Source organism: Thalassoglobus polymorphus, from assembly GCF_007744255.1.
In the GTDB taxonomy this organism is placed as follows: domain Bacteria; phylum Planctomycetota; class Planctomycetia; order Planctomycetales; family Planctomycetaceae; genus Thalassoglobus; species Thalassoglobus polymorphus.
The window spans coordinates 5,871,749-5,884,186 of the sequence record NZ_CP036267.1; the positions used below are offsets into that span (position 1 = coordinate 5,871,749).

General features: G+C 51.2%; 6 protein-coding genes. 2 read left to right on the forward strand and 4 right to left on the reverse strand.

The annotated features are described in order from the left end of the window. Positions 1 to 37: 37 nt before the first annotated feature. Positions 38 to 2,920, reverse strand: coding sequence for a PSD1 and planctomycete cytochrome C domain-containing protein (locus Mal48_RS21280; RefSeq protein WP_197441888.1), 2,883 nt, complete (start codon positions 2,918 to 2,920; stop codon positions 38 to 40). 408 nt (positions 2,921 to 3,328) lie between these two features. On the opposite strand from Mal48_RS21280, the gene Mal48_RS21285 reads away from it, so the two are divergent. Next, positions 3,329 to 4,261, forward strand: a complete 933-nt coding sequence (locus Mal48_RS21285) for a hypothetical protein (RefSeq protein WP_145204598.1) — start codon at positions 3,329 to 3,331, stop codon at positions 4,259 to 4,261. Positions 4,262 to 4,374: 113 nt separating this feature from the next. Continuing rightward, on the forward strand, positions 4,375 to 6,645 hold the full coding sequence (locus tag Mal48_RS23785) for an FAD-dependent oxidoreductase (protein WP_197441889.1): 2,271 nt from the start codon (positions 4,375 to 4,377) through the stop codon (positions 6,643 to 6,645). A gap of 160 nt (positions 6,646 to 6,805) precedes the next feature. On the opposite strand, the gene leuS is transcribed toward Mal48_RS23785, so the two are convergent. From leuS to Mal48_RS21305, 3 genes are all read right to left on the reverse strand, one after another. Continuing rightward, positions 6,806 to 9,514 (reverse strand): leucine--tRNA ligase, encoded by a 2,709-nt coding sequence (gene leuS / locus Mal48_RS21295; protein WP_145204603.1) that lies wholly within the window; start codon positions 9,512 to 9,514, stop codon positions 6,806 to 6,808. A gap of 303 nt (positions 9,515 to 9,817) precedes the next feature. After that, the gene (locus tag Mal48_RS21300; RefSeq protein ID WP_145204606.1) at positions 9,818 to 10,609 is read right to left on the reverse strand and encodes a cyclase family protein; all 792 of its coding nucleotides are present in this window, start codon (positions 10,607 to 10,609) and stop codon (positions 9,818 to 9,820) included. 406 nt (positions 10,610 to 11,015) lie between these two features. Next, positions 11,016 to 12,317, reverse strand: a complete 1,302-nt coding sequence (locus Mal48_RS21305; RefSeq protein ID WP_145204609.1) for an O-acetylhomoserine aminocarboxypropyltransferase/cysteine synthase family protein — start codon at positions 12,315 to 12,317, stop codon at positions 11,016 to 11,018. Positions 12,318 to 12,438 lie beyond the last annotated feature (121 nt).

Below are 12,438 nucleotides of genomic sequence, written 5' to 3' on the forward strand. Positions count from 1 at the left end.
TATGAAAGCGAATTCATGCGAAAGGCAAAATGTTGACTCAGTTACGAGTCATGAATTCATCCGTGTTCAACAGAACGCGGGCGAGGCTGGTGAGGGCGGCAAGTTGCAGAGGGTCCGTTCCTTCGGAGTCTGCCTGAACGTATTCTTCGGCTGCTTTGGGAGTCGCCTGGAATCGTTCCAGTTCGCGGTGGTAAAAGTGATTTAGGACATCGATTTCGGCAGGGTTTGGAGTGCGGATGAGTGTGAACCGAAAAAGTTGCTTCAACTGATCGCTCAGGGATTTGATTGATTCATCATTGGTGACACGTTTGGCGAGACCAGCTGCAAACTCCTGAAAAACAACATCGTTCGCCATCGTCAGAGATTGCAGAGGGGTGTTTGAGCGAACGCGACGTGTACAGGTTGTGCTGAAATCGGGCGTGTCAAAAGTTGAAAGCAGCGGATACGGAGCGCTGCGGTAGAACATGGTGTACATCGTCCGTCGGTAGCGGTCGGCTCCGGTTTCTGTGGGCCAGCTCTTCTTGCTTTGCGTGAAGTTGTAGACTCCATCCGGTTGTGGCGGATAGACACTCGGTCCACCAAGGTCTGGTGTGAGTAATCCGCTGGCAGAGAGTGCCTGGTCACGGACAATTTCCGCTTCGACACGGAATCGAGACTGCCGCGCGAGCAAATAATTTCCCGGATCTTTCTTGAGATGCTCCGGTTTAAAATCGCTTGCCTGCCGGTAGGTCGCGGAGCTGACGATGAATCGATGTAGCTCTTTCATCGACCAGCCATTCTCCATCAAACTGACGGATAACCAGTCAAGCAATTCGGGGTGAGTCGGTTGCGTTCCTTGAAATCCAAAATCGTTCTCGGTTTCGACCAGTCCACGACCGAAATACTTTGCCCAGACACGATTGACGGTCACTCTTGCCGTGAGAGGATTGTCTCGTGAGACGAGCCAATGCGCGAGATCGAGACGGTTCTTGAATTCAGGTTTTTCCTGTCCGGTCATTAACGCTGCTGGAACCGTCGGGGAGAGAGCTCCTCCTTCTTCGTCAGGGTCCAGAAAGTCTCCTCGTATCAGTCGGTACGTTGCCGGGATTTTTGCCTGTTGTTGAATCACCATCTGTCTGACCGGTTTGCCTTGTCCCGGTAGCAGAGACTTTAACTTGGCTGCTTGCTTTTTCGCTGCGGCAAGCTCCGCTTTGAGTTCTGATTGATCCTCTGCTCCTGGAACCGGTGTTGAAGTGACATCGAAGGCAAAATGCCCGACAAGATAATTTGAGTTCGATGCATGTTTCATGACGACTTCGATAGCGGCATCTTGTAAGTTTACCGGCTTCAAGAATGTGAAGACCGCTTCGTGCGGGGCATTCATTTTTTTGCCAGCTTTGGCTTGTGCCGAATTCACATTGATTGCCCAACCCGATTTCGCATCGTTGTCGATTGCTCCTGAGACGTCGAACTTCGGTTGGCTGTGATCAGCCCAGGCTCGGTCGAGTGGCTGTTCTTCTCCTTGTACGAAAATCGAGAAATCGGTGAGGACAAAATTTCCGTTCGAGGCGTACCCCGGACCATTCGAGGGAAGCGAATCATGAGGCAAGACCCGCAACCGGATCGCGGTGATGCTGTTCTCGCCACTCCCATTCGAGTCGGGTGGTCCTAATGTGACTTTGAATGTTTCGTTCGGAGCAGGTTTCTCTTTCACTAAGAACGATCCCTCGTCGAGGAGACTCAACGGGACGCCACTTTCTGTTTCGTGTTTGACCAAGTGTGGTTTCACCCAGTCCCATTCGACTTTCTCAAGACCGGTTTCATCTTTGATTTGCTTCTCTAATTCGACGATCGATTTCTGCAACTTTTTCAGTTCAGCGAGCTGTTGGTATTGCTCGTCGCTCCAGCCGAACATTTCCTCTTCATACACATCGACTGTCGGGCCGGTGTTATTCGAGTCGGCAGCGTCGTTGAAGAAGGCGTAGAGGCTGTAATATTCGTCATGTGAGATGGGGTCGAATTTGTGTGAATGACATTGCGTGCAGCCGACCGTGAGTCCCAGCCAGACGGCTCCGGTTGTGTTGGTCCGGTCGATGAGAGCTTCATTTCGGTATTCATCAGGCTTCACTCCCCCTTCCTGATTGATCATCGTGTTTCGATGAAACGCAGTAGCGACCTGTTGAGATTTTGTTGCGTTCGGGAGCAAGTCACCTGCGATTTGTTCGATCGTGAATTGATCAAATGGCATGTCGTCATTGATCGCGTTGATGACCCAGTCACGATAAGGCCACATGACGCGAGGGCCATCAATCGTGTAGCCCTGAGAATCAGCATAGCGCGCCTGATCGAGCCAGTGGCGTCCCCAGCGTTCTCCGTAGTGCGGACTCGCCAGTAAGCGATCAACAAGTTTTTGATACGCCTGAGGCGACTTGTCATTGACGAAGTCTGCAACTTCTGTTGGATTTGGCAGAAGTCCCAGCAAATCTTGATAGAGTCTGCGGATGAGCGTTTCGCGATTCGCTTCAGGTGAGTGCTTCAAATTTGCACCCTGTAGTTTCCGCAGAACAAAGGCATCAATTTCGTTTCGGCACCAAGGGTCTTGTGACGTTTCCGGAATCGCAGGTTTTTCGATTCTCTCGAATGCCCAGTGATCTCCATATTCTGCCCCCTGCTTAACCCATAATTCGAGCGTCGAGATTTGCTGAGGAGTCAGTGGTTTGTTGACTTCCTCCGGGGGCATCTTGATTGAGTCGTCATGGCTTTTGATGCGCTGGAGCAATTCACTTTCAGAAAGTTCATCCAGGTTGATCGCTCCCGCTTCAATCGCCGCCTCACGGAGATCCAACCGCATGTCAGCTTCGCGAGTTCCTTCATCTGAACCATGACATTGAAAACAATGATTCGAAAGAATCGGTCGAATTTCACGACCGAAGTCGACCATCTCTACTTCCTCGGCAAGCAGAGTTGAACATGATCCTGAGAGCAGCAAAACGCAGCCCAGTATCACGGAGTTGAGGCTCCACAAGAGAATTCTTCTCGATAAACAGTACATCTGAAACATTCAGTTTCCCTGCCTGGAGCGGTGATTGCCAGTGGTTTCGGAAGTCGATTTCACAAAACCTGCCCGGATGACGGTCTCAATATTTTTCCATGTCAATTGAGGACTGCATCAATCAGTGATTATATGTGGGGACACCCCCTACGTAAACGACGATTCGCAATTCCGGGCAGGTCGAGTCATCGAACAAAATTCAAAACAAGAATTGATTTCTGCCCAAGATCTTTGCATTATCGACGTAGATGAAGTGATTCGCAAAATTGCAACACTTTACACTGCGGGCATTGTGGCATGAAAATTCGTTCAAAAATCGACCCTCGAGTCTCTCAGCACAGCATTCTTCTCTGCGAGATACGTGGGAATACGCTTGTCGTTACGCCATCCCGGACGCTACTCGGGATCGACCGGAAAATTTTCCACGCAGAACTGGCTCGAACTCGCGAGTTGCTGCGATTGCCGTCAATTCAAAACCTCGTCTTGGACCTGAGTCAGGAACGTTACTTCGGTTCAGAGATGATCGGAGCCTTTTTTGCTCTTGAAAAAGAAGTTCCGGAAACTGGACAAACATTCATCGCTGAACCCTCTTCTGACCTGCGAGTGATCCTTGAGGAGATGTTGGTTGAGCAGGTGATGCCAATTGTCGAAAACGCTGAAGCCAAGATTCGCGAAATTTCTGGTGAGACCTCGCTTGATCGAATGAAACGCCGTCCGAAAACGATTTTCGGTAGTGCAGCTGTTCTGGTCACGGCGCTCGTAGCCGTTCTCGCTGTCACAACCAACCTGTTTGCTCCGATTCTGGGAACGGAAGAATCTCGATTGCTTGATCGGCTCGCCAAAAGTTTTGATCGGACTCTCGACATTCAGCAAGACAAGTTCGGACCTCAGCTTTGGGGTAATTATTCTAAAGAGCAAAACGAATTGTTTGGCGATAAAGTCTCAGAACTTGGACTGAAGGCAGACCGCTCTGGATTAGAAGAATCTCTCTATCAAGCAACTTTGGACGTCTGGAAGATGTCACTTTCGACGACACTTCCGACAGAGGAGGAGTTGAAGAAAGCACACGGTTCGCTCGTGACGTCTGCTGAGCAAATCAGCACACTTCAGGGTGTTGACATCAAAATTCCGGACCTGGAGGCGAGCGATACCGCAACGTTGCTGAATCAAACAACCGCAGCCGGAGATTTTCGCAGGTCGAGGCTCTCGCTTAGAGTCTCTGAAAAGTGAGCGATTGCCCCAAGCAATCCGCTTCTGTTCATAGAGAACTCTCCATGTTTGAGACCTCGCTCGGAGATTCGTTATACTATTCGGTTCTCCATCACTACCCCGCGAGGCAATTCATGTCGAAGAGATTTTCTTTCGTTCTCATCGTTTGTTGTTCGTTCACCGTTTGCGGTTCAGCAGCAGACATCCTTGTTGAAGCGGAAAGCTTCGAGAATCATGGACGCTGGAAGCTAGACACTCAGTTCATCACCGAAATGGGGTCGCCATATTTACTGGCCCATGGATTAGGGCGTCCGGTTGAAGATGCCTCGACATCCATTGATGTTGCTGATGCGGGAACATACCGCGTTTTTGTACGAACCAAAGATTGGGTGGCTCGCTGGGACGCCAAAGGGACTCCCGGTCGTTTTCAAGTCTTGGTGAATGACAAACCACTCGAAGCGACCTTTGGAACCGAGAGTGCTGAATGGTTCTGGCAGGATGGCGGAACCGTCGAGTTGAAAGCGGGTCAAAACACAATCAGTCTGCATGATTTGACAGGTTTCGATGGTCGCTGCGATGCCATTTACTTCACTCAAGGAGACAATCCACCGCCTAATGAGGGAGCGATTCTTCCCGGGTGGCGGCGTGATTTGCTCGGACTCTCCGAGAAACCGACGCTGAAATCGGGTTACGATCTGGTTGTGGTCGGTGGAGGATATTCGGGAATGGGGGCAGCGATCTCAGCTGCCCGTGCTGGCTGCAAAGTTGCATTGATTCAAAATCGTCCTGTCCTCGGTGGAAACGGTTCGAGCGAAGTTCGAGTCTGGGCGATGGGTAACATTCGGCGCGGAAAGTATCCGCGCATTGGGGAAATTGTTGAAGAGTTCTCCGACAGTGCAAAGAAGTCCCCGGGAACATTCGAAGAGTTTGAAGATGCCAAGAAGGAAGCGATCGTCCGGGCTGAGAAGAACATCGACCTGTTCCTGAACAATCATGCTTATCAGGTCGATACCACAGGGGCTCACATTACCGCTGTGTATTCTTTCGACACCCGTACCAGCGAGCACACGAAGTTTGAAGGCACACTCTTTTGTGATGCGACCGGGCATGGAACAATTGGGTATCTCGCCAAAGCAGATTGGGAGATGAATGAAGGTGGCCGCATGGGGATGAGCAACATGTGGGCCTGGGGTGAAGGTGAACAGAAGGTCGAGTTTCCAGAAACGCCTTGGGCTCTCGATTTGGAAATGAAGGACTTCCCTTACCCTCGCGATCATCACGGGCAATGGTTCTGGGAAAGTGGATTCGATAAAGACGCCATCGGTGATGCCGAAGGGATTCGGGATTGGAATCTGCGTGCCGTCTACGGAGCATTCAATGCGATGAAAAACCGTGACGGAGCCAGCAAACACGAGACAGCTTACCTGACCTGGATTGCATACATCGGCGGGCCGAGAGAGTCACGACGTTTGATGGGCGACGTGATTTTGACGGAAGAAGATATCGTCGCCAAACGTGAATTCAAAGATGGCTGTGTCCCGAGTACCTGGTCGATCGATTTGCACTATCCGAAGAAACAATATGCGAAGAAGTACCCGGACAACCCATTCATCTCTGTCGCCGTCCACGGAACCGGTGTGGATCGCTCGTTCGGGTATCCAGTCCCATATCGCTGTTTCTATTCACGCAACATCGACAATCTGTTTATGGCAGGCCGGTGCATCAGTGTGACTCACGAAGCACTCGGGACAGTTCGCGTCATGAAAACCTGCGGGATGATGGGTGAAGTTGTCGGCAAAGCGGCTTCCGTCTGCGTTGCTCGAAACTGTTTCCCAAGAGATGTTTACGAGCGTTACTGGCCTGAAATGGATGATTTACTGAAACTGCCGGGGAAAGCATACCGTGCAAACATCGATGCAGAATTCACGATCCCTGCGGATTCTCTTCCACTGGCTGGTCCTGGTGGCCCGCCGTCCGGTCTTGATCCAGCCAAGCTGCCTGGGATCATTGTCGATGACCGCGAAGCCAAAAAGACCGGGAAATGGACCGAAGGACAGGGGCTCAAAGGGTACGTTGGATACGGTTACATCTACGCCAGCCCTAATGGAGATTCCACGGTGACCTTTTCTCCCGAGGTGAAAAAGTCTGGAACTTATGATGTCCGGGTTGCTTATCTTCCACACGAAAACCGGGGAAGCAGAGTTCCTCTGACGCTGACAGCCAACGGAAAGTCAACCACTCATCGGGTCAACATGCAGCAGCCAGCCCCATTGGAGAACGACTTCATTTCCCTTGGACAGGTCACCTTGAAAGCGGGTGAGGCAATCAGCATCACCGTCGCGACAAAAGACGCTGGCGGTAACGCACACGCCGATGCAGTGCAGTTGATCGAAGTTAAGGAATAGAGTCGCACAGATGTGATTGCAGATGCCTTTCCGGCAACGAGTTTTGGCGTTCACAGCAACATGGCTGAGACGTTCTTTCGACTGGATCGACTCTGCAAATCACATCAAGGTTTTTCAGTGTGCTGACTCACTATTCCTCAATTCCGCTGAGAATCGCCGACTACCCCTTCACGACAAAGTTGACCATGCGTTTTGGAACGCAGATGACTTTCACGATGGTTTTGCCTTCGAGTTGTGGCTTTATGGCGTCGTTGTTTTCTGCGAGTGATTGCATCGTCGCTTGATCGGCATCAACCGGGATTTTGATCTTCGCTCGCATCTTGCCGTTCACCTGCACAGGGATTTCGATCTCAGCTTCGACGATTTTTGAGTCGTCGTAGCTTGGCCAGGGGGCGTAAGTGAGTGACTCGTTGTGTCCGAGTACTTGCCACAACTCCTCAGCGACGTGTGGAGCGAACGGAGCAAGTAACAAGACGAATGATTCCATCGCCGACTTCGATCGAACCTCTTGTCCGGTGAAGAAGTTCGTGAACTCCATCATCTTACTAATGGCGGTGTTGAAGCTGAACTTCTCGATGTCATCAGTCACACCCTTGATCGTCTTATGAAGAACTCGCTCTTGCTCCTCGTTCATCGATGCGTCTTGCACAGCTGAGCAGAGAGCGATCTCTTCAGCCTGATCATCAACGATCAAACGCCACGCCCGACCTAAAAATCGATGGACTCCTTCGACGCCTTTTGTGCTCCACGGTTTCACTTGATCGAGCGGTCCCATGAACATTTCGTAGAGACGCAACGAGTCCGCTCCGTATTCCCGAACAACATCATCCGGGTTGACGACATTGCCGCGAGACTTGGACATTTTCTCGTTGTTCTCGCCGAGGATCATTCCCTGGTTGATCAACTTCTGAAACGGTTCTTCCGTCGAAACGTGACCACAGTCGAAGAGGACTTTGTGCCAGAATCGAGAGTAGAGCAGGTGCAACACCGCGTGTTCAGCTCCGCCGATGTAGAGATCGACGGGGAGCCAGTACTTCTCCATATCAGGGTTGATGAACTTGTCGCTGTTTTTGTTGTCCGCGAATCGCAAGTAGTACCAGCAACTCCCCGCCCATTGCGGCATGCTGTTAGTTTCTCGCATTAAGCGTGTTCCATCTTCAGCGGTTTGATAAAGCCACTCATCAGGAGCCCAGCTGAGCGGCGGATCGGGAGTCCCCTTCGGTTTGAAGTCTTCCATGTTCGGAAGTGTGACCGGAAGTTCGTCCTCTGCAACGGGGCGAACATGACCGGTTGGTTTTCCTTCATCATCGAGTTCATGCCAGATCGGGAACGGTTCGCCCCAGTACCGTTGGCGTGAAAAGAGCCAGTCACGCAAGCGGTAATTGGTGGCAGCTTTTCCAAGTCCAGATTCGTTTAACTCGGAAGCGATCTGCTTCTTGAACTCAGCGGTCGGAGTTCCAGTATATTTTCCGGAGTTGATGGCTGTTCCGTTGCCAGTGAAGCCGATGTTGTCGACATCGTCACTTCCAGAATCAACAACTTCGATCACGTTGATGTCAAACGTTTGTGCGAATTCGAGATCCCGTTCATCATGGGCCGGAACCGCCATGATGGCACCGGTTCCGTAGCTGATGAGAACGTAATCCGCGATCCAGATCGGGATACGTTCTTCGTTGACCGGGTTGACGGCGTACGCCCCGGTGAAAACGCCCGACTTTCCTTTTGCCAGGTCGGTCCGGTCGAGGTCACTCTTGAGAGCCGCCTTGTGTCGGTATTCTTCGACTTCAGCTTTCTGTTCGTCTGTCGTAATGGAATCGACGATATCATGCTCAGGCGCGACGACCATGTAAGTCGCACCGAACAAGGTGTCGGGACGAGTCGTGTAGACACGGAGCACGTTTGGTTCTGGCGAAGCAGGCAAGCCATTCGCGGCGCGATCAGCTTTCCATTCTGCGAATTGCGTCGCGTTGTTTTCTGCGTCAACAAAGAAATCGACTTCAGCACCGATGCTTTTTCCGATCCAGTTCCGCTGCAGGATTTTTACAGATTCGGGCCAGTCGACATCTTCAAGTTCGGTCAAAAGACGTTCTGCGTACGATGTGATGCGCAACATCCATTGCCGCAACGAACGGCGTTCCACAGGGAAGCCACCACGGTCGCTGAGTCCTTCCGCTGTCACTTCTTCATTAGCGAGAACGGTCCCGAGTTCCGGGCACCAGTTGACGGGAGCGTCGCTTTGATACGCAAGTCGATGTGCGTCTTGATAACGGCGGGTTGCAATGGCAACGTCGCCCGGCGGATCGCTGGGAGCCAGGTGGGTTTCGACGACATTTTCTGGAATGGGGAGTTCGGAAATCGGACGCCCTTTGCCGATTCGTTTCTTACCGTTGGCGTCGGTCCATTCGTAATCGGCGTCGTACCAGGTGTTATAAAGTTGGAGGAAAATCCACTGTGTCCAGCGATAGTAGTCTTCATCGGTCGTCGAAATTTCTCGAGTCCAGTCATAACTGAAACCGAGCATTTTGAGCTGACGCCGAAAGTTGTCGATGTTTTGGTACGTTGTCACGCGAGGGTGCGTGCCGGTGTTGATCGCGTGTTGCTCCGCTGGCAATCCGAAGGCATCCCAACCCATCGGGTGCAGCACATGTTTCCCGCGCATCCGGTGATAACGTGCAATAATATCGGTCGCTGTGTACCCCTCGGGATGCCCGACATGGAGCCCTGACCCAGACGGATACGGAAACATATCAAGGATGTAAGATTTTCCGCTGGCGTCTTCGCGCGGCTCGTTGGACGTGGTAAACGTCTGGTTTGCATCCCAGAACTGCTGCCACTTCGGCTCGATCTGTTTCGGTTCGTATCGGGGCATTTTTTGGTCGAGGGACTAAGGTTGAGGTGTGAGTGTAATTTGACAAGCGCGTTTTCAATGCGTGTCGCGACCGTAAAGAGTGCTCTTCATATGATGAATCACTCATGTCCACGAGATCGTTCACATACATCTTTTCAAAGCTGCTCTTGAACTCGTAGATTCTTTGAGCGACTGGTTATTTTAGAGACTCAGAGATCAGAGGTCGACACATCGAATCGGGGCAAAGTTCGGCTTGAGATCTTCAAGGAATCAGTGATTCCAACCAGGTGAAATGATCGGGAAAACTGAAACATTAACGAATCGTTATTCATTCAGAATCGCCCAGATCCGGGCGGGGCCGCCGGTACCGCTCTGGATTTTGATGGGAGCTACAATGACGCTGAAGCCCTTGGGAGGCAGCTTGTCCAGGTGAGCGACGTTCTCCAATCCGAACTTTCCCGCCTTGTTCACGATATGATGAACTTCAAAGTCCTTGGAAATACCACGGTCGATACTGAGGTTGTCGACGCCGATTCCAATCGCTTTTCGCTTTTGAATCAAAAAGTCCGCTGCCGGACCGGAGAAGGATGGAAAGTGGAGTTGAGAGCGTGCATCGCGATTTTGATAGCGGATCGGATTTCCCCAGAATCGTCCCCACCCGGTATTCAAAAAGATGATCGCACCATCAGGGATGCGGCCATGCTCGGCTTCCCATTCTTTGATCTCATCGACAGTCAGCATTGCGTCGGCGTCGACTTCGGCCTTCATGGAGAGGTCAATTACGACTCCGGGTCCAGCGAGTTGTTTCAGCGTCAATTGATCGACACTTGGTTGGTTCGGCTCGAAGTGATTTGGTGCGTCGATATGTGTACCAAGATGTTCCGGCATACTGAACGCTTTGGAGAGCACACCATCCTTCTCCAGCGTCGCGATTGTGCGGAGTTCGAACGGTTTATACTGCTCTCCCGGCCAGTAAGCATTGTCGGCATTCAAAGGGTACGTGAGGTCAACAATCTGACTCGTCGGTTTGATGACAATTTCTTCGCCAACACTCTCCGAGCAAATAGAGAAGAGAGAGATGATCGCAACTAGAACAAGTGAGCGAAGAAGGTTCATGCTTGAGCATCTTTCGAATTGGTTGACAGGATCTGCCTGGTGACGAACAGCATTTTTACAAGAGAAATGCGTTCTTTACGGGCACACGATAGAGCAAACTGCTCTAGAATCCTCGGAACATGTTCAATGGTCTTTGTGCTCGGGAAGTACGCGTTTCATCAGTAGAACCAGTCCGGAAACTTATAAAATGATGACTTTTCTCAGTGTTTGAGAGCACAAGTTCAGGTTTCAGGATCAGTTCTAAATATTGCTGCTCGACACGAGGCAGTACACGCCTGATCTTTCAGGGAATTATCGAAGACAATTTCCCGAAATCGTTGACGCGATCTGCCTCATGGTGAGTCAGCGATGTTGTTGTGAATGCGATTTTTTCGCACTCAGTCTCATTCAGCTCATTCAGGAACTGTTAAATGCTATCCAGTGCCTGCTTGAGGTCGGCGATGATGTCTTCCTTGTCTTCGGTTCCGATCGACAGGCGGACCAGGTCCGGACTCGCTCCCGCACTCATCTGCTCCTCGGGACTGAGTTGCTGGTGCGTCGTGCTCGCTGGATGAATGATCAGTGACTTGCTGTCGCCAACATTTGCCAGGTGTGAGAAGAGTTCGAGTTTGTTGATCAGCTTCACGCCATTGGCGATTTGCTCATCGGCATTCGCTCCGGTAATTCCAAATCCGAAGATCGCACCGCAACCATCGGGCATGTATTTTTTCATCGCTGCATGTGATGGATGTGATTCCAGTCCGGCGTATTTGACCCACGAAACCTTCGGGTGTGAATCGAGGAACTCTGCAACAGCTTGTGCGTTCTCGCAATGCTTCGGCATTCGCAAGTGCAGTGTTTCTAAGCCTTGCAGGAATGAGAATGCGTTGAACGGGCTCATCGCTGGACCGAGGTCGCGAAGGAGTTGTGTTCGCAGTTTGAGAATGTACGAAAGATTCATCGGGCCGAAAGTCTCGTGGAATTTCAAACCATGATAGGAAGGATCTGGCTCAGTCAGTTCAGGGAACTTTCCGTTGTCCCAAGGGAAATCGCCCTTCTCGACCACGATTCCACCAATCGAAGTTCCGTGACCGCCGATGTACTTTGTACAGGAAGCCACAACAACATCGGCTCCATGTTCAAATGGACGAAACAGAACAGGTGAGGCGAGTGTGTTGTCGACAATCAGCGGAATCCCAGCTTCGTGAGCGATTTCGGCAATCGCTTCGAAATCAGGAATATCGCAGCCAGGATTTCCGATCGATTCGAGATACAAACAGCGAGTGTTTTCATCAATCGCGTTTTTGAAGTTCTCCGGTTCCGTATGGTCGACGAAGGTCGATTTGATCCCGAACTTAGGGAACGTGTAGTTGAACAGGTTATAGGTTCCCCCATACAGGCTCGATGACGAGACGACGTTTTGTCCCGCTTGAGCGATGTTCATGATGGCCAGTGACTCTGCAGCTTGTCCGCTGGCAAGCGCCAATGCTCCGGAACCCCCTTCGAGCATCGCCAGACGTTTCTCCAGAACATCGCAGGTCGGATTCATGATCCGGGAGTAAATGTTTCCAAATTCCTGCAAGCCAAACAGACGTCCGGCATGGTCGGCATCGTTAAAGACAAATGATGTCGTCTGGTAGATTGGAACAGCCCGAGAATTTGTTGCTGGATCTGGTTCTTGTCCACCGTGGACGCAAGTGGTTCCTCGTTTCATTGAAGCTTCTCCCATAATAAATCGACCTATGTAATAATGGTTGGAATGTTTTGCTCGGTGGCAAGTAAAGAGTAAGATCCTGTTCCGGATGTGCTCATTTCGGAGGCAAAAGTGGACGATGGGCAGTCCCGCCCGG

What these genes read in the sequence shown, in the direction of transcription:
- leuS (WP_145204603.1), bottom strand. Translation starts at nt 9,514, where the DNA reads ATGCCCCGATACGAACCGAAACAGATCGAGCCGAAGTGGCAGCAGTTC.
- Mal48_RS23785 (WP_197441889.1), top strand. Translation starts at nt 4,375, where the DNA reads ATGTCGAAGAGATTTTCTTTCGTTCTCATCGTTTGTTGTTCGTTCACC.
- Mal48_RS21305 (WP_145204609.1), bottom strand. Translation starts at nt 12,317, where the DNA reads ATGGGAGAAGCTTCAATGAAACGAGGAACCACTTGCGTCCACGGTGGA.
- Mal48_RS21300 (WP_145204606.1), bottom strand. Translation starts at nt 10,609, where the DNA reads ATGAACCTTCTTCGCTCACTTGTTCTAGTTGCGATCATCTCTCTCTTC.
- Mal48_RS21285 (WP_145204598.1), top strand. Translation starts at nt 3,329, where the DNA reads ATGAAAATTCGTTCAAAAATCGACCCTCGAGTCTCTCAGCACAGCATT.
- Mal48_RS21280 (WP_197441888.1), bottom strand. Translation starts at nt 2,920, where the DNA reads ATGGTCGACTTCGGTCGTGAAATTCGACCGATTCTTTCGAATCATTGT.